Raw genomic sequence first — 19,184 nt, 5'->3', positions numbered from 1 at the left:
GGATTCTCGTAAGGCGATCCGTGGGTTACGCTGTTGCCATGATTCGAATCCGGCCTTGGCCGGACAGGAAATCTGCAACGAGTCACAAGGGCGGCGGATGTGACGATGGCGACGGCAAGCAGCTTACAGCGCGAACCTTCCATGGAGGAGATACTGGCTTCCATCAGGAGGATCATCGAGGACAACGACACAGGCCGCAAGCAGCCGGACGATACGGACGACTTGCTGCAGGATCTGACGTCGGTAGCCGTGCCGGCACCGGCGGTAGCTATGCCGGCACCGGCGGCAGGCGAGGCGCCGCCGGAGCCAGGCAGGGCGCCGCCAGCGGCAGGCGGGGCGCCGCCGGAGGTAGGCGCGTTTCGCGCCGAGTTGCGTCCGGGATTCGACGCCAGGAGGCCGGCCGCGCTGACCGAGGTGCAGGCGCAAGCGTCGGCTGTCGAGCCTGTCATCGCGCGCGTGGAGCCGCCGGTGCGGTCCGATCCGGCTCCGGTCAAATCGCCCGTGACGCTTGCTGGTGACAGGGTCGCGGCCGAAGCGGCCCCGGCCGCCAAGCCGGAGCCGAATGCGCCTGCGACGGCAAGGGTTGCGGAGACGACCGACAGTATCGTTGCCGGGTGGCGGCGTGATATCGCCGCAATTAGCGAAGCGAAGACCGCGGCCAAGCCGGACAGGACCCCAGACAGGACAGAGCTGCGACAGACGCCGGATGCCGAACCGAAGGCCGAGATTTTCGAGCACGCAGCCGAACCTGCTTTCGAGCCGGCCCCGCCGCGGAGCGGGTTGGCGCGCCCGGCGACGAGCGAGGCACCGTCCTCTCGTCCGGCGATCCTTTCCGAACATACCGGCCGGCAAGTTGCCGCCGCCTTCGGCGAGCTTTCCGATGCGTTCGCCAGCCGCAGCAAGAAAACCTTCGACGAGATGGCCGAGGAGATGCTGAGGCCCATGCTGCAGGACTGGCTGGACAACAATCTGCCGACGCTGGTCGAGCGGCTGGTACGCGAAGAAATCGAACGCGTAGCGCGCGGCGCGCAGTAACCGGCAAATCGCCGAAGTCGGCGCCGCCCCTCATCTGCCTGCCGGCATCTTCTCCCCGTATAGGGACGGGGAGAAGGGGCCGGCCGCAACCTTGGCGCACTTTCTGCAACGCTGGAAATTGGCGAAATCTTTTGCGATGTGTCTTTCTCCCCGTCACTGTAGGGGGAGAAATGCCCGGCAGGGCAATGAGGGGCAGCGCAAACCTCTAAGCGATTGCCCTGCGACGCTCACTTCTGCAAGTTGCCCGATCTGCCCAGGCGCTATTTGCTGGCATGGCCGTCTGCCGCTTGCTTGCGGTTGACTTGGCCAAAACCTTCCGATTTACACCGGACCAGCAAAAACCCGACAGCCCGGACGCCTTCCCATGCTCGAAAAAACCTACGACGCAAAAATCGTCGAGCCGAAGATCGCCAAAGTCTGGGAGGAGGCCGACGCGTTTCGTGCCGGCGCAGGCGCCGAGGAGGGCGCGGAAGCCTTCACCATCGTCATCCCGCCACCGAACGTCACCGGCTCGCTGCATATGGGCCATGCGCTCAACAACACGCTGCAGGACATTCTGGTGCGCTTCGAGCGCATGCGCGGCAAGAACGTGCTGTGGCAGCCCGGCATGGACCACGCCGGCATCGCCACCCAGATGGTGGTCGAGCGCCAGCTTATGGAGAAGCAGATCCACCGACGCGACCTGACGCGCGACGAGTTCATCGAGAAGGTCTGGGAGTGGAAGGCCGAATCCGGCGGCGCGATCTTCAACCAGCTGAAGCGGCTGGGGGCCTCGGCCGACTGGAGCCGAGAGCGTTTCACCATGGACGAGGGTCTGTCCAGGGCGGTGCTCGAAGTGTTTGTCACCCTCTACAAGGAAGGCCTGATCTACAAGGACAAGCGCCTTGTGAACTGGGACCCGAAACTGTTGACTGCGATTTCCGACCTCGAGGTCGAACAGCAGGAGGTCAACGGCAATCTCTGGCATTTCCGCTACCCCGTCGAGGGCGAGGTTTTCGATCCGGAAAATCCAAAAACCTTCATCACCGTGGCGACGACGCGGCCCGAGACGATGCTGGGCGATACGGCGGTGGCGGTGCATCCCGACGACGAGCGTTTTCGGCATCTGCTCGGCAGGAACCTCGTCCTGCCGATCGTCGGCCGCAAGATCCCGGTGGTGGCGGACCAATATTCCGATCCGGAGAAAGGCAGCGGCGCGGTCAAGATCACGCCGGCGCATGACTTCAACGATTTTGAGGTCGGCAGGCGCCACAAGTTGCCGGCCATCAATATCCTCACCGTCGAGGCGGCGGTCGCGCTCACCGACAATGACGACTTTCTCGCCGGGCTGGAGGTAACGCCCGAGCGTCAGGCCGTCTGGGATGAGCTCAACGGCCTCGATCGTTTCGTCGCGCGCAAGAAGATCGTCGAGCTGATGGAGGCGGGCGGCTTCCTCGAAAAGGTCGAGCCGCATCGCCATGCCGTGCCGCATGGCGATCGCGGCGGCGTGCCGATCGAACCGTTCCTGACCGAACAATGGTATGCGAACGCGGCGGAGCTCGCCAGGCCGGCGATCGCCTCGGTGCGCGAGGGCCGCACCAGGTTCGTGCCGAAAAACTGGGAGAAGACTTATTTCGACTGGATGGAGAACATCCAGCCCTGGTGCATTTCGCGCCAGCTCTGGTGGGGACACCAGATCCCGGCCTGGTACGGGCCGGACGGCCGCATCTTCGTCGAGAAGACCGAGGAGGAGGCGCTCGCCGCCGCAATCGAATATTATCTGGCGCTGGAAGGGCCGTGGAAGGCCTGGGTCGAGGACAAGCTCGAGAATTTCAAGCCGGGCGAGATCCTGATCCGCGACGAGGATGTGCTCGACACATGGTTTTCGTCGGCGCTGTGGCCGTTCTCGACGCTCGGCTGGCCGGACCAGACGCCGGAGCTGAAGACCCACTATCAGACCGACGTGCTGGTAACCGGCTTCGACATCATCTTCTTCTGGGTCGCTCGCATGATGATGATGGGCCTGCATTTCATGGGCGAGGAGCCGTTCCACACCGTCTATGTCCATGCGCTGGTGCGCGACAAGAACGGGCAGAAGATGTCGAAGTCGAAAGGCAACGTCATCGACCCGCTCGATCTCATCGACGAATATGGCGCCGACGCACTGCGCTTCACGCTGACGGTGATGGCCGCGCAAGGGCGCGACGTGAAGCTCGATCCGGCCCGCATCGCCGGCTACCGCAATTTTGGCACCAAGCTGTGGAACGCGACGCGCTTCGCCGAGATGAACGACGTCGCGAGGAACGACGATGTCTGGCTGAACGACGCCAAGCTGGCGGTCAACCGCTGGATCCTGACCGAATTGACGCGCGCGGCGCGCGAAATCACCGACGGCATCACCACATACCGGTTCAACGACGCTGCGACTGCTGCCTACCGCTTCGTCTGGAACCTGTTCTGCGACTGGTACCTGGAACTGTTGAAGCCGGTGTTCATGGGCGCGGACGAGGCTGCCAAGGCCGAGAGCCGGGCTTGCGTCGCCTTCGTGCTCGACGAGATCTACAAGCTGCTGCATCCGATGATGCCGTTCATGACCGAAGAGCTGTGGGCTGAGACAGCAGGTGAGGGCAAGGAACGGCCGTCGCTGCTTTGCCATGCCGCGTGGCCGTCGCCCGACTTCGAGGACGAGGCAGCGGCCGCCGACATCAACTGGCTGATCGACCTGGTCTCAGGCATCCGTTCCGTGCGTTCGGAAATGAACGTGCCGCCGGCGGCGATCGCGCCGCTGATGGTGATCGGCGCCAATACCGAAACCCACGAAAGGCTTGAGCGCCAGGCATCGGCCATCAAGCGACTGGCGCGGGTCGGCGACATCTCGCTTGTCGATACGGCGCCCAAGGGCTCCGCCCAGATCGTGCTCAACGAAGCCACCATCTGCCTGCCGCTCGGCAGCCTGATCGACCTTGCCGCCGAGGCGGCGCGGCTGCAGAAGGAATTGGTCAAGGTGACCGAAGAGATCGCCCGCCTGCACAAGAAGCTGTCCAACGACAAATTCGTCGCCAACGCGCCGGAAGATGTCGTCGAAGCCGAGCGCGAAAAACTCGCCGAGTATCGCGAGGCGCAAGAGAAGCTTTCGGTGGCGCTGACACGCGTGCGCGACGCCGGTTGACCCATCTGTGGTATTTGAGAACCGAGTTGGCTGAGGAGCGGATTTGCCAAACCGGCTTCCGCTTTCTAAGCCCGGATATATCGGCCTGATGCTCAGGATTCGCGAGTTCTGCGAACGCGCTTTTCGGGCGGCTTCCTGCACGAAAAATAGGCATTCCGCAGGGTAAATCTTGACGTAAACGGAATGTTTTAGCCCCATTGTTGCCATAATGTAACAATGGGGCGTCGCCTTCGCAAAACGGGCGGTTTTTGCGCCGTCCGGGGGCGTTTTTCCGAGTTTTTTGCTCGATTGCAGCCAAACGGGCCATTTTCCGGCGCTCCGGTGAAGCTGTCACCCTGTCTGAAATGCGGTCGGCGAAGGCGTACATGTACGCATCGAGAATTCGTTGTTGCGCCGTTAACTCGAATTGGTTCTAGCTTAGTCCATTCGTACTAGGGGAGGGACATTCATGAACAATTTGCGTCGGAAAGCGCTGCTGGGGGCGGCGTGCTTTTCGCTGGCTTTGATCGGGACGGCGCATGCCGGCGGCCTTGAGCGCGGCGGCTACAACATCGACCTGCTTTTCGATCCGGCGCCTGTCGCCGGAGAGCTTTCGGGCACCTATGTGATGCCGGAACGGAAGATCAAGAATGCCGTAGACACGGATACAAGTAGCGCATTTCCACCGCCCGTTACTGGTCGTGGCGGTGGCGATTTGAACTCTCGGTCCGGTTCTGCCGATGATTCGGAGAGCTATTTTGTCCCCCGCATGGGAATTAAGGTCGGAGTCGGGGACCACCTCGATTGCATGGGCGATTATTCACAGCCTTGGGGGATCCATTCGGCCCCCGGTCTGAATTGGGCAGGTGCCAACAGCAATATCGAAACCAAGATCGAAAGCGAAAATTTTGCAGCCACCTGCTCCTACAAGATGGATGCGGGCAAAGGCCAGTTTCGCTTCATTGGCGGTGTGTTCTACCAGGATATCAGTGGCTTCAAGGAGCGGCTGGTCCAGGATTTTACCGGCTTTCCTGTACCCTTCACCGGCGTAGGTCGGATCGACCTCGAAGGCAACGGGGTTGGCTGGCGCATCGGCGCCGCTTATGAGATTCCGGAAATCGCGCTCCGTGCCAGCTTGGTCTACAACAGCGAAGTTGATTTGGGAGACGTGACCGGGGACGTCGATCTTACACAGATCCCTGGCCGGGGTGTAATTCCTGTGATCGGTACGGCGAGCATGCCGCAGTCGGTCGAGTTCAAGGTCCAGTCGGGTATTGCTCCGGGCTGGCTTGCGTTCGGGTCGGTGAAGTGGGTCGACTGGAGTGTGCTGCAGATTGTCAATTTCTGCGCTGTCGGCGCTCCGGTTGCCTGCACCTTCGGAGGCCCGAGCTTCGTCACGTCTCTGGATCTGCTCTATCGCGACGGATGGACCGTATCCGGCGGTATCGGCCACAAGTTCAACGATCAGTGGAGCGCTGCAGCGACGCTTACCTGGGATCGCGGAACGACCACGGGCTTGAGCACCCAAACCGATACCTGGACGGTTGGTGCCGGCGCGTCTTTCTCGCCCACCAAAAACGTCGAACTCCGCTTTGGCGGTGCCATCGGCATCCTGACCAGTGGTTCGGTCGGAGTGGTCCGTGACGAGGCCGGCATTCCTCACGGCACCGACGTTTCATACGATTTCGGCGACGATCTCGTGACCGCCCTTTCAGCTTCCTTCAAGGTCAAGTGGTAAGTTACTAAAATTAAACGTCAAAAAAGGCCGGGCACTGCCCGGCCTTTTTTGCCGAATCGGCTTTCTGGCCGGCGGTCCCAAGCCGATGGCATCAGTCCGTCGCTGCAACGACGCCGCTTCCCCTGCCTCTCGCGATCGTGATGTTTTGGCAACAGTTTCTGAACAACCCTCGCGCCACAACGGCGCCCGCCGACATTGCCTACTTCCCGCCATAAACCCGGCGCACCTCGAATGCGTCCCAGGGCATGCCAAAAGGCTCGGCTATGGGGCAGGTCGCGCCGCAGGTCGCATCGCCCGGGGCAAGGGAAGAGAATGAACGCCAGAGTCATCTCCAAGGCCAAGCTGCCCAGCCGCTATGTGACCGTCGGTCCGGCGCGTGCGCCGCACCGCTCCTATCTCTATGCGATGGGCTTGTCGGCGGCCGAGATCGCGCAGCCGCTGGTCGGCGTCGCCAGCTGCTGGAACGAGGCGGCACCCTGCAACATCTCGCTGATGCGCCAGGCGCAGGTGGTAAAGAAGGGCGTTGCCGCGGCCAACGGCACGCCACGTGAATTCTGCACCATCACCGTCACGGACGGCATCGCCATGGGCCACCAGGGCATGAAATCGTCACTGGTGTCGCGCGAGGTCATCGCCGATTCGGTCGAACTCACCATGCGCGGCCATTGCTACGATGCGCTGGTCGGCCTTGCCGGTTGCGACAAGTCGCTGCCCGGCATGATGATGGCCATGGTGCGGCTCAACGTGCCGTCGATCTTCATCTATGGCGGCTCGATCCTGCCCGGTTCCTACAAGGGCCGGCAGATCACCGTGCAGGATGTGTTCGAGGCCGTCGGCCAGCACTCGGTCGGCACGATCGGCGACGCCGAACTCCTCGAAATCGAGCAAGCCGCTTGTCCGTCGGCCGGCTCCTGCGGCGCCCAGTTCACCGCCAACACCATGGCCACCGTCGCCGAGGCCATCGGGTTAGCGCTGCCCTATTCCTGCGGGGCGCCGGCGCCCTATGAGATGCGCGACCGCTTCAATTTCGCCTCCGGCGAAAAGATCATGGAACTGATCGCAAAAAATATCCGCCCGCGCGACATCGTCACTCTGAAAGCGCTGGAGAATGCGGCGACCGTCGTCTCGGCCACCGGCGGCTCGACCAACGCGGCGCTGCATTTGCCGGCGATCGCCCATGAGGCGGGGATAAAGTTCGACCTGTTCGACGTCGCCAGGATCTTCGAGAAGACGCCTTATATCGCCGACCTGAAGCCGGGCGGCAAATATGTCGCCAAGGACATGTTCGAGGCCGGCGGCATTCCGCTCTTGATGAAGACGTTGCTCGACCACGGCTATCTGCATGGCGACTGCCTGACCGTGACCGGCCGCACTTTAGCCGAAAATATGGAGCACGTTGCCTGGAATGGTAGCCAGGATGTGGTCCGTCCCGCCAACCGACCAATCACCCGAACGGGTGGCGTCGTGGGCTTGAAGGGAAACCTTGCCCCCGAAGGCGCGATCGTGAAGGTCGCGGGCATGTCGGAGCTTAAGTTCTCTGGTCCGGCGCGTTGCTTCGATTCGGAAGAGGAATGTTTCCAGGCGGTTACGGATCGCAGCTACAGCGAAGGCGAGGTCCTCGTGATCCGCTACGAGGGACCGCGCGGCGGTCCGGGCATGCGCGAAATGCTGTCGACGACGGCGGCTCTCTATGGCCAGGGCATGGGCGGCAAGGTGGCCCTCATCACCGACGGGCGTTTTTCGGGCGCGACACGCGGCTTCTGCATAGGCCATGTCGGGCCGGAAGCCGCCGTAGGTGGCCCGATCGGGCTGCTCAGGGATGGCGACTTGATCGCGATCGACGCGGTGAACGGCACCATCGAGGTGGCGCTGTCCGACACCGAACTGGCGACCAGGGCAAAGGCATGGAAGGCGCGCGCGACCGACTATCAGTCGGGCGCGATCTGGAAATATGCACAAACGGTAGGGCCTGCCCGCGACGGGGCGGTCACCCATCCCGGTGGTGCGAGAGAAACACATTGTTATGCGGATATCTGAGTTGCTGAGGCTGTCTGTCTTTTCGGCACTGGTCGCGATCGCCACTTTTGGCGCGACCTTGGGCGCCGCAGGCCAGGCCATGGCCTTCGACGACAAGGTATTCGACGACAAGACCGGCGTGAAGCCGCAGTCGAGCCCGTGGGCGGTGTTCCAGTTCGGCTTCTCCGCCTACAAGAACGGCCGCAAGGAGCAGGCTGCTGAGGCTTATAAATACGCGGCCGAAAACGGCCAGATCGGCGCCACCTGGAAGCTTGCGCGCATGTATGCCGAGGGTGACGGCGTCGAGCGCGACGACTACGCGGCGTTCAAGTTCTTCAGCGAGATCGTCGACCAGGACGTCGAGCCCGGTTCGCCGGAAGAGAGCTATGTCTCGGACGCGCTCGTGGCGCTCGGCGACTATCTGAGGAAGGGCATCCCCGGCAGCCCGATCAAAGAGAACGAGGTGGCGGCCCAGGAGTACTACATGCGCGCCGCCGCCAACTACCGCAACCCGAATGCCCAGTTCGAGATGGGCCAGATCTTCCTGAACGGCAAGGGCGGCGTCAAGGCGAGCATCAAGCAGGCCGGACGCTGGTTCCAACTCGCTGCGGAAAAGGGCCATGCCGGCGCGCAGGCGACGCTCGGCCACCTGCTCTTCCAGAGCGGCAAGATCGTTCGGGGGCTGGCGATGATGACCGCGGCGCTTGAACGCGCCGCGCCTTCCGACCAGCCATGGATACGCGGCATGCAGGAAGAGGCGTTTGCCGCCGCGGGCGAGGCCGACCGCCGCACCGCGATTTCGCTGGCCGACGACATCCTCACCAAGGGTGGCGGCGACCGGTAGTCGCGAAACCAGTCAGACTGGGTCAATAGTCAGGAAGAGTGGGGATCTCGAAAAGAAAAAAATCGAGATCAATTCTCAGTCGGTTGCGTTGGAACGGGACTGGACTCCGGCGTTGAAATCGGCGTGGCCGGCGGCGCCGACGTGGTTTTAGGACAATCGTCGCGGATCCTTGTCCATGACGTGTTGTTGAGCACCATGTCGCAGCGGGCGAGATGGCTCCGACCGGAAAGCGTCAGGCAGGCGACCTGGCCGATCTGGAATGATGTTCCGTTGGCCAGGCATGCAGGATCGGCAAGCGCCGGCGTCGCCGCGAGGGCGAGCGCGGCGGCACATGGGCAAATCGCAAACCTGATCGTCATCCTGAACCCCAGCCGAACCCGGATTGCAGCGGAAACCCCGATTGTGGCGATATGACGGTCTATCAACCGGCAATCCGGCGGTTCGCGCCCCGAAATGATCAGATTGGCGCAAAACCCAGTTCGATGGCCACCGGCACGTGGTCCGAGGGTTTTTCCCAGGCGCGCACGTGCTTTTCGATCGAGACCGAGGAAAAGCGATTGGCGGCCTCGGGCGAGAGCAGCAAGTGATCGATGCGGATGCCGTTGTTCTTCTGCCAGGCGCCGGCCTGATAGTCCCAGAACGTAAAAATGTCCGTCGAGTCGGTGACCGCGCGCACGGCTTCGGTGAAGCCGAGGTTCTTCAGCCGGCGGAACGCCTGCCTGGTCTGCGGCTGGAACAGCGCATCGCCGAGCCAGTTCTCCGGAAACTTCGCATCGATCGGTTCGGGGATGACATTGTAATCGCCGGCCAGCACCAGCGCCTCTTCGAGCGCGAGTCTTTCCTCGGCCCAGCGCTCCAGCCGCGCCATCCAGGACAGCTTGTAGGAGAACTTCTTCTCGTCATCGATCGGGTTGCCGTTCGGCAAATACAGCGAGGCAACGCGCAAAGCGCCCTTGTCGGTCGAGAACACGCCCTCGATGAAACGCGCCTGATCGTCGGCATCGTCGCCCGGCAGGCCCCTGATGACCTCGTCGAAGCGCAGCTTCGACAGGATGGCGACGCCGTTAAAACCCTTTTGGCCATAGATTTCGACGTTGTAGCCAAGCGCCTCGATCTCGGCCCGCGGAAACTGCTCGTCGACCGTCTTGATCTCCTGCAGGCAGGCAATATCGGGCGCGCTTTCCGTCAGCCAGTGCGTCAAGTTGCCGATACGGGCCCGCACGCCATTGATGTTCCAGGTGACGATTTTCATGACGGCCTCATTGCTGCTCGGGCGGATGGCGTTCGACGAGGCCGATCGTATTGCCTGCCGGATCCTTTAGAAAGGCCATCCATTCGCTTTCCCCCGCCGGCCCGAACAGGCCCTCGGTATCGCGGTGGACGAGCATCGGCGGCGCAGTGAAGGGGACACCGGCGGCTTTTGCCGAGGCGTGGAAATTGTCAAGGCCCGAAATGTCGAGATAGACGGTGCCGGCCGGCAGGCCATCGGTGAACAGCAGCCGGACATCGCCGGCCATGATGAAGGCGATGCCAGGCGGATCGAAGCGCACGTGCACGGCCATGCCAAGCACGTCTTGCCAGAACGCCAGCGTTGCATCGAGATCGCGCCCGGCTGAAAGCGCGACCTGACGGACCGCGCCAATGGTAGGCATTCTCTAAATACTGAAGCTGGTGCCGCAGCCGCACGAGGCGACCGCATTCGGGTTCCTGATCTGGAACGACTGGCCCATCAGATCGTCGACGAAATCGATCACCGAGCCACCCATATAAACCAGCGAGAGGTCGTCGATCAGCACGGTGGCGCCGTCCTTCTCAATGGCGACGTCGTCATCGTTGCGGGTGTCGACCAGGTCGAACTTGTAGGAAAAGCCGGAACAGCCACCGCCCTCGACCGAAACGCGCAGCGCCGTCTTGCCGGCTTCGCCAGACACAATCTTGGCAATCCGCCTGGCGGCGGCGTCGGTCATCTCGACTTTCATGGCGGTCTTGGCATCAGCGCCCATGGGCGTCACCTTGCTTTCGGTTTCACATGATAGGTATGAAGCGCGAGGGGGCAAGTCAACTGCGGCGTAGGCTATGGAAATTGGCGGGGCTATGGAAATTGGTTGGGGTTATGGAAATCGGTTGGGGCGATGACAAATGAGTTGGGCGACATCGGATTTGGTTATCGGCCGCGCGCCGCCTATGCCTGCGATCCGGCAAAGTCGCGCGGGCGGCTGTTCGACGAGGTGGAGAGCCCGACCCGGACGCCGTTCCAGCGCGACCGCGACCGCATCATCCATTCGACGGCCTTCCGCCGGCTGAAGCACAAGACGCAGGTGTTCGTCGCGCATGAAGGCGACCATTACCGCACCCGGCTGACGCATTCGATCGAGGTGGCGCAGATCGCGCGCGCCCTGGCGCGGGCGCTGCGCGGCGACGAGGACCTGGCAGAGGCGGTGGCGCTGGTGCACGATTTCGGCCACACGCCCTTCGGCCATACCGGCGAGGATGCGCTGAACCAGAAGATGGCGGCCTGGGGCGGCTTCGACCACAATGCACAGTCGCTGCGCGTGGTGACGCGGCTGGAGAGCCGCTATGCCGAATTCGACGGGCTGAACCTCACCTGGGAGACGCTGGAGGGGCTGGTCAAGCACAACGGACCGCTGACCGACGCCAGCGGAAACGGGCTGAAGGGGCCGGTGCCGCAAGCGATCCGCGACTATTCGGAGCTGCACGACCTCGAGCTCGACCGCTTCGCCGGCATCGAGGCGCAGTGCGCGGCGATCGCCGACGACATCGCTTACAACAGCCATGACATCGATGACGGCCTGAGGTCGGGCCTTCTGAAGCTGGACATGCTGGAAAATGTCTCGCTGCCCGGCTCGATCCTCGACGGCGTGCGTCAGCGCTATCCGGCGCTGGACGATGTGAGGACAGGGCACGAACTGATGCGCCGGCAGATCACGATGATGGTCGAGGATGTCATCGTCTCCACCACCGCCAATCTGGCCCGCATCAAGCCGGACAGCGCCGACGCGGTGAGGGCGGCAGGCGAGACGATGGTGACCTTTTCAGCCGAAATGGCCGCTTTCGAAGAGGAATTGAAAGCCTTTCTCTACAAGCATCTCTATCGACACAGCGAAGTCGTGCGCGTGCGCAACCAGGCCGAGCAGATCGTCAACGACCTGTTCGAGGTCTATTTCGCCGATCCGCGCGCCATGCCCGATGGCTGGCGCGAAGGGCTCGACCGGGCTGATGATCGCATCAAGGCGCGCAGCGTCGCCGATTTCCTGGCGGGCATGACGGATACCTACGCTTTGAAGGAACACCGCCGTTTGTTTGACCATACGCCTGAATTAAGCTAGGCGGGGCTCGATTTTGCCGGCCAATAGACCGGATTCCCGCAAAGCCGCCAGAGCCAGGGCCACACCAATGAACATCTTCGCCGATTTCAACGCGCGAATTATAAAGGCCGTCGAAGCGCTTGATTTGAAAGACAAAGACGGCGGTTCGCTGGACTTGTCGCGCGTCGCCGTCGAGCCGCCGCGCGACGCAAGCCATGGCGACCTGGCGACCAATGCGGCAATGGTGCTGGCCAAGCCGACCGGCCAGCCGCCGCGCGTCCTGGCTGAAAGGCTGGCGCAAGCACTGCGCGCCGACCCGGACATCGCCGCTGCAGAAATTGCCGGTCCGGGCTTCGTCAATCTCAGGCTCAAGGACGCGTTCTGGCAGGTGCATCTGACTGCGCTGCTCGGCGAAGGCCGCAATTACGGCCGCTCGACCGTTGGCGGCGGCAAGAAGGCCAATGTCGAATATGTCTCGGCCAACCCGACCGGACCGATGCATGTCGGCCATTGCCGCGGCGCCGTGGTGGGTGATGCGCTCGCCAATCTGATGGCCTTCGCCGGTTATGACGTGATCAAGGAATATGTCATCAACGACGCCGGTTCGCAGATCGACGTGCTCGGCCGCTCCGCCCTGCTGCGTTACCGCGAGGCGCTCGGCGACGACATCGGCGAGATTCCTGCTGGGCTCTATCCAGGCGACTATCTCGTGCCGGTCGGCCAGGCTCTGGTAAGCGAATTTGGCCGTTCCTTGCTGCAGATGCCGGATGAGGAAGCGCTTGCCATTGTCAAGGACAGGACGATCGACGCGATGATGGCAATGATCCGTGAGGATCTGGCGCTGCTCAATGTGCATCACGACGTCTTTTTCTCGGAGCGCACCCTGCACGCCGACAACGCCCGGAAAATCCGCTCGGCGATCAACGACCTGACCCTCAAGGGCCATATCTACAAGGGCAAGCTGCCGCCGCCCAAGGGCGAGAAGCCGGACGACTGGGAGGATCGCGAGCAGACGCTGTTCCGCTCGACAGCGGTCGGCGACGACATGGACCGGGCGCTGGTCAAGTCGGACGGCACCTTCACCTATTTTGCCGCTGATGTCGCCTATCTGAAGGACAAGGTCGATCGCGGTTTCGTCGAGCTGATCTATGTGCTTGGCGCCGATCATGGCGGTTATGTGAAGCGCCTGGAAGCGCTCGCCCGGGCGATTTCCGGCGACGAGGTGAAGCTCACCGTGCTGCTTTGCCAGTTGGTAAAGCTTTTTCGCGAGGGCGAGCCGGTGCGCATGTCGAAGCGGTCGGGCGATTTCGTAACGCTGCGCGAAGTGGTGGAGGAGGTCGGTCGCGACCCGATCCGCTTCATGATGCTCTACCGCAAGAACGATGCGCCGCTCGATTTCGACTTCGCCAAAGTGACCGAGCAGTCGAAGGACAATCCGGTGTTCTACGTCCAGTACGCCTCGGCGCGCTGCCATTCGGTGTTCCGGCAGGCGAGCGAACAGCTGGGCGAGGCCAATTTCGACCGCAATCGGCTGGCCGCCGCCACCGCTTCGCTGACCGACGAAGGCGAGATCGGCCTGATAAGGAAGCTTGCCGAATATCCGCGGCTGATCGAATCCGCGGCGCTTGCGCTCGAGCCGCACCGGCTGGCATTCTACCTCTACGATCTCGCCTCCAGCTTCCACGGACATTGGAACCGCGGCACCGAAAATCCCGACTTACGTTTTGTTAAGGTTAACGACCGACAATTGACCCATGCCAGACTAGGGCTGGTGCAGGCTGTTTCGGACGTTTTGACGTCCGGCCTGACGCTGATCGGAGCCGATGCGCCCACCGAAATGCGTTAGGTTTGACTAAAAAACCTGTCACCTTTTGCCCACATTGCGCTGGTAAGGGCCAACCCTGCGCGACGTCAACGGCGTCCGAATGAGTGCGAGTTCGGGAACAATAATGGCAGACAGAACCCAGCTGAAAGCAGCCGCCCAAAACGATATCGCCAACGATGATCCGTTCGCGGAACTGACCAGGATCATGGGCTTCGACCCGCGCCAGCCGGTCAAGCCGCAGGCCCAGTCGACGGCGGCTGCAGCAAGTCAGCCAGCGGACGACGGCGATTTCGGCATCGACCTCGAGAAGGAGTTGATGGGCGAATTCGGCGGCGACGCCAATGACGGCGCAGCCGAGCTTCGCGAGCCGGCTTTCGACGCGGCTGCTACTGACCCAATCGACGACGAGCTTGTCGCGTCGCTCGAACAGGATCTCCTGCTCGACGATGAAGCGGCGGACGAAATCGCCGTTGCCATTGCTATCGACGATGTTCGCTCTGGCGTTGCCGGAACTCCCTCGGCTGCTGAAGCTGCTTTCGACGACGATTTCGACGAAGCGCTCGCCAGTTCGCTCGAAGACGTGTCGCTATTCGAAGACGATCTGCCGGTGGACGACAGGCTTGGGAACGACGAGCTTGGGAACGACGAGCTTGCCGCGTCGCTCGAACAGGATTTCCGGCTGGACGACGACACGGCGGACGAAACTGCCCATGCCGTTGCCGCCGCCGACCTGGGTTCCGGTGTTGCCGAAGTATCCGCGCCGGCTGTTGAAGCGGCGTTCGACGACGATTTTGACCATGCGATCGCCAGTTCGCTCGAAGACGTGTCGCCGTTCGAAGACGATTTGCCGGTAAACGACGAACTCTCTGCGTCGCTCGAACAGGATTTCCGGCTGGACGACGATGCGACGGACGAACAGAATACCGCCGCCGACATCTCCGCGCCGGCCGCTGACGCCGCCTTCGACGATGAATTCGACACCGCCGTCGCAAGCTCGCTCGAAGACGAACTGACGCTCGACGAGCACGTGCAGGTGGAGCAGGCCGCCGAAGCCGCAGACATCGCCGCGCCGGCCGCCGAACCCGCGTTCGGATTCGAGCTGACGCTCGACGAGCACGTGCAGGTGGAGCAGGCTGCCGAAGCCGCCGACATCGCCACGCCGGCCGCCGAACCCGCGTTCGACGATGAATTTGACAACGCCGTCGCAAGCTCGCTCGAAGACGAGCTGACGCTCGACGAGCATGAGCCGATCGAGGCCGCTGTCGAGGCTCCCGCTGCGGCTGTTTGGGCCATTTCGGATGAGTCCGACGAGGACTTTGCCGACCACGACACTATGGCCGACGTCGCCATGGATGACGTCGACATGGATTTCGACATTCGCACGGCTGAGCCGGTCGAAGTCGACGAGCCAGAAATTGACGAGCCGGATTCTATCGCCGCCAACGACGACGAGCCCTCCGCCGCGACCCCGGAACATGCGTTGGACGACGATCTTGAATTGAGCTTCGACGACACGCTTGCCGATGAAGCCGAGGAGCCGGCTACTCAGGCCCCCGGCGTTGCAGCCGAACCGACGGCGCCAGCTGCCGTCGCTGAGGAGCGGAGCCTCGAAGACGAATTGAACGCGCTGTTGGGCACCATGAGCGCACGGGCTGCCCCGGTGGCAGCGTCCGCGGCCGCCATGGTTCAGCAACCTGTAGCCGCGGCTGGAGAAGCCGCCGACGAACCAGTGGATCCCACCGACGAACTGGCCGGGAGCCTTGACGAGCAAGACCTTTCGGAGCAGTCGAATGAAGACGCGGTCCAGGCCGCCGACGCCGATCTCGACGCCGTTCTCCTCGACGGGCTCGTGGGCCATGATTTCGGCGCTGAAGATGCTGCCGGACCGGCTGATATCGATTTCGACGACGATACATTGCACGCCGCCTTCGCCAAGGACATCGGTCTGGATCATGGCGACGGCGATGACGTTGCGGCCACCGCTCCACAGCAGGATCCGAATGATTCGCTCAGCTGGATGACGGCACCCTCCGCCGCGCCTGCGCCGGCCCGTTCGTGGAGCCGCGTAACGCCGATCGCACAGCCGCAGCCTGCCTTTGCAGCCCAGCCGACGGCTTCGGCGACCACAGAAACACCGCCAACCGCTGCGGCATCCTCCTATCAGGATGAGCCGGCCTATCAGGATGAGCCGGCCTATCAGGATGAGCCGGCCGAAGACGATGCCGCCAATGCGGCACCTGCGCCCGATCAAAGCGAACAAGCCTCTGCATATGACGAGATGCCCGATGTCGAGACGGTCGATGTGCCCGAGCGCGTCGTAGCGCTGGCGGACGACCTCGATATTCCGGAACTCGACGTCAATGAAGACGCACCGCCGGCGCCTGCCTATGACGATCTCGATACCGAGTTCGCCAACCTTCTCTCGGAAATGAATGCCGTGGACGTCGCTGCCGGCCCGGCGCGCAGCACGGCGTATGACGACGAATCCTACAAATCCGGATTCAAGCCGGGGGCCGGACCCCAGCCGGGGGCAGGGTTCCAGTCAGCGGCCGGGTTCCAGTCAGGCCATGAGCCCGACCGCGTTGAAACGCGGACCTATGCGGCGAGACCGGCAGCAGCGCCCGTCAGTGCGTCTTACGCCGATGCCGCCAGCGGCTTTGATCTCGGCGACTTGCCCAGCGGCCGGCCGGTTTCGCAAGCGCAAGCCAACGATTTTGCCCTGGACGAACTCGACTACGACCCCGAACTGGATGAGGCCATGTCGGTTCCAGGCCTGGCCGAGCAGAATGCCGCGAGGCCCCGGAGCCGCGGCCTGCTGGTCGCCGCAGTCGTCGGCGCCGTGGCGATCGCCGGCGGTCTCGGCGCCTTCGCGCTGTCTTTCGGCGGCAACGGCGGCACCGATGCGCCGGTCATCGTCAAGGCGGACAACGCACCGATCAAGGTCAGGCCGGAAAACCCGGGCGGCACCGTCGTGCCAAACCAGGACAACAAGGTTTACGACGCCGTGGCCAAGGGGGGCGCGAGGCCTGCCGAACCGGTCCAGGAAAAACTGGTCACCAACACCGAAGAGCCGGTGGACGTGGCGGCCAAGGAACCGCCGCAGAGCCGTGTGGTCGATCTTTCGCCCGACGACATCGACACGGCTGAAGCCGCCGATGCGGCCGGCGGCACGCAAGCTGCCGGCGGCACGCAAGCGGCCGGGAATGCCGACGCCGCCGCGCCGGCACCCAAGTCCGAGGATCGTATCGCCCAGGTTCTGCAAGAGGCCGAGCAGGTCATCGAGCCGGATGTCGTCGCCGTTGCGCCACGCAAGGTGAGAACCATGGTGGTCAAATCTGATGGTTCACTTGTTGCGCGCGAGGATCCGGCGCCTGCGGCATCGCAGGTGGCTGCCGTCGAGCCTGTCGATCCGGCGCCGCAGCTTGTGGCCCCGGCGGGTCAGGCCGGCGAAGCGGCGCAGACCGGTACCGTAGCGTCTGTTGCCGACCAGGCAAGTGGCGACCTGTTGGGCGGCGACCCAGTGGCCGGCGACCGGGCCGAAACCGCCACGCCGGAAGCAGTCAATCTGGCCGCCGTGCCCACGGCTGAGGCTGAAGGCCAAACCAACCAGCCTGCCAACACGCCGGCCACGGTTCCGGTGGCGCCGCAGCGTCCGTCCGACCAGCCGGTCGACGTCGTCGGTGAGGTCAAGCCCGACCAGGTTGCGTCCATCAGTCCGGCGGCGGCCTCGACCGGCGGTGGCTCGTGGTCGATGCAGATCGCCTCGCAGCCGACCGTCGAAAGCGCCCAGTCGACCTATCAGGATCTGCAGCGTCGCTATGGCAGCGTGCTTTCCGGCCACACGGCCAACATCGTCAAGGCCGAGATCGCCGGCAAGGGAACGTTCTATCGCGTTCGCGTCCCGGCGAAGTCGCGCAACGATGCGATCAGCCTGTGCACCAACTACAAGGCTGCCGGCGGCAACTGTTTCGTGTCGCGCTAACCATTTTCAAATCTCTCCCGCCCTTGGGCCGAAAGAACCGGCGCGGTCACAGACCGCGCCGGTTTTCTATGGTGGAAGGAGTTCCTCGTGTGGAAGGGATTCCGGCCCGAGCGATGTGGCTCGATGCGATTCCCTTTGTCTGCGTGAAGCTCTAAACTCCCGCCCATGACCGAATCAAAATCCATGATCCTTGGCTGCGCCGGGAAATCGCTCACACGCGACGAAATCAGTTTCTATCGCAGCGAATGCCCGTGGGGATTCATCCTGTTTGCCCGCAACATCGGCGAGGCCGAGCAGATCCGCGATCTGGTCGCCGCGATGCGCGATTGTGTCGAGCGCCCGGACGCCCCGGTGTTCATCGACCAGGAAGGCGGCCGTGTGCAGCGCCTGCGGCCGCCGCTGGCACCGAATTATCCGGCCGGTGGCGCGCTCGGCGCCTTGTGGCGCAACGACCACGATGCCGGCAACCGCGCAGCATGGCTGATGGCGCGGCTGCATGCTTTCGACCTGCTGCGCTACGGCATCACGGCTGATTGCCTGCCGGTGCTCGACGTGCCGATCGAGGGCGCCAGCGACGTCATCGGCGCGCGCGCCTATGGCAAGGAGCCTCGTGCCGTTATCGAACTGGGCCGCGCCGCGGCGGAGGGCCTGATGTCGGGAGGCGTGCTGCCGGTGATGAAGCATATTCCCGGGCATGGACGGGCCTTTGCCGACACGCATTTCGAACTGCCGACCGTCGATGCCTCGATGAGCGACTTGCAGCGGCATGATTTCGCCCCGTTCAGGGAGCTCAATCATTTGCCGATGGCGATGACGGCGCATGTCGTCTACAGCGCGATCGACGCGAAGAACCCGGCCACCACCTCCGGCAAGGTCATCGACGAGATTATCCGCGGCGAAATCGGTTTCGACGGGCTGCTGATGAGCGACGACACCTCGATGAAGGCACTTTCTGGGGATTTCCCGACAAAGGCGGCGGCGATCCTTGCGGCGGGCTGCGATCTGGTCCTTCACTGCAACGGCGTTTTCGAGGAGATGGTCGGCATTGCGTCGCGCACAACGGGGCTTGAAGGCACGTCGCTGCAACGCGCGCAACGGGCGCTGACCTATATCAAGAACCGCGATCGGGCTGATGAAACCGAGATACGCGCCGAATTCGCCACCTATTTCGATGCGGTGGCCTAGACCATGATCCCGAACGGTGGGAGCCGGTTTTTCGGAACAGATCACGGCCAAACACGAAGTTAGAAGCAAAGGAAGCGACAGGAAGTGGCGGAAACATTGGACAGCA

Annotated in this window: 13 protein-coding genes; 9 read left to right on the top strand and 4 right to left on the bottom strand. The window is 63.1% G+C overall.

Annotated features, from left to right (window positions below):
• The first annotated feature begins 105 nt into the window (after positions 1-105).
• From AC0L2V_RS27905 to AC0L2V_RS27885, 5 genes are all read left to right on the top strand, one after another.
• Positions 106-1,035: a PopZ family protein gene (locus tag AC0L2V_RS27905; RefSeq protein WP_473512654.1), complete on the top strand. Its 930-nt coding sequence runs from the start codon at positions 106-108 to the stop codon at positions 1,033-1,035.
• 364 nt (positions 1,036-1,399) lie between these two features.
• Complete coding sequence (locus AC0L2V_RS27900; RefSeq protein ID WP_473512655.1) at positions 1,400-4,183, top strand: valine--tRNA ligase; 2,784 nt, start codon at positions 1,400-1,402, stop codon at positions 4,181-4,183.
• Positions 4,184-4,631: 448 nt separating this feature from the next.
• Positions 4,632-5,900: an OmpP1/FadL family transporter gene (locus tag AC0L2V_RS27895; RefSeq protein ID WP_473512657.1), complete on the top strand. Its 1,269-nt coding sequence runs from the start codon at positions 4,632-4,634 to the stop codon at positions 5,898-5,900.
• Positions 5,901-6,212: 312 nt separating this feature from the next.
• A complete protein-coding gene (gene ilvD, locus AC0L2V_RS27890) occupies positions 6,213-7,937 on the top strand; it encodes a dihydroxy-acid dehydratase (protein WP_473512658.1) in 1,725 nt (574 codons plus the stop codon).
• On the top strand, positions 7,924-8,760 hold the full coding sequence (locus AC0L2V_RS27885; protein WP_023802582.1) for a tetratricopeptide repeat protein: 837 nt from the start codon (positions 7,924-7,926) through the stop codon (positions 8,758-8,760). Before ilvD ends, AC0L2V_RS27885 begins: the two co-directional genes overlap by 14 nt.
• Positions 8,761-8,828: 68 nt before the next feature.
• On the opposite strand, the gene AC0L2V_RS27880 is transcribed toward AC0L2V_RS27885, so the two are convergent.
• From AC0L2V_RS27880 to erpA, 4 genes are all read right to left on the bottom strand, one after another.
• Entirely contained in the window at positions 8,829-9,119 is a 291-nt protein-coding gene (locus tag AC0L2V_RS27880) for a hypothetical protein (protein ID WP_473512660.1), read from the bottom strand.
• A gap of 98 nt (positions 9,120-9,217) precedes the next feature.
• Positions 9,218-10,012, bottom strand: coding sequence for an exodeoxyribonuclease III (gene xth, locus AC0L2V_RS27875; protein WP_473521753.1), 795 nt, complete (start codon positions 10,010-10,012; stop codon positions 9,218-9,220).
• A 7-nt stretch (positions 10,013-10,019) separates the two neighbouring features.
• Positions 10,020-10,412: a VOC family protein gene (locus tag AC0L2V_RS27870; RefSeq protein WP_473521752.1), complete on the bottom strand. Its 393-nt coding sequence runs from the start codon at positions 10,410-10,412 to the stop codon at positions 10,020-10,022.
• Positions 10,413-10,415: 3 nt separating this feature from the next.
• The gene (gene erpA, locus AC0L2V_RS27865) at positions 10,416-10,763 is read right to left on the bottom strand and encodes an iron-sulfur cluster insertion protein ErpA (protein ID WP_006335221.1); all 348 of its coding nucleotides are present in this window, start codon (positions 10,761-10,763) and stop codon (positions 10,416-10,418) included.
• A 129-nt stretch (positions 10,764-10,892) separates the two neighbouring features.
• Between erpA and AC0L2V_RS27860 the strand changes: the two genes are divergently transcribed.
• From AC0L2V_RS27860 to nagZ, 4 genes are all read left to right on the top strand, one after another.
• Positions 10,893-12,107: a deoxyguanosinetriphosphate triphosphohydrolase gene (locus tag AC0L2V_RS27860; RefSeq protein ID WP_287285638.1), complete on the top strand. Its 1,215-nt coding sequence runs from the start codon at positions 10,893-10,895 to the stop codon at positions 12,105-12,107.
• A 67-nt stretch (positions 12,108-12,174) separates the two neighbouring features.
• On the top strand, positions 12,175-13,932 hold the full coding sequence (gene argS, locus AC0L2V_RS27855; RefSeq protein WP_473521751.1) for an arginine--tRNA ligase: 1,758 nt from the start codon (positions 12,175-12,177) through the stop codon (positions 13,930-13,932).
• 103 nt (positions 13,933-14,035) lie between these two features.
• Positions 14,036-17,893 carry an SPOR domain-containing protein gene (locus AC0L2V_RS27850; RefSeq protein ID WP_473521750.1) on the top strand — a complete coding sequence of 1,286 codons (3,858 nt, stop codon included), beginning with the start codon at positions 14,036-14,038 and terminating at the stop codon, positions 17,891-17,893.
• A 165-nt stretch (positions 17,894-18,058) separates the two neighbouring features.
• Positions 18,059-19,078, top strand: a complete 1,020-nt coding sequence (gene nagZ, locus AC0L2V_RS27845; RefSeq protein WP_473521749.1) for a beta-N-acetylhexosaminidase — start codon at positions 18,059-18,061, stop codon at positions 19,076-19,078.
• The last annotated feature ends 106 nt before the right edge of the window (positions 19,079-19,184 follow it).

It is taken from the genome of Mesorhizobium sp. WSM4814, assembly GCF_055811595.1.
This window is presented reverse-complemented; position numbering and strand designations above follow the sequence as displayed.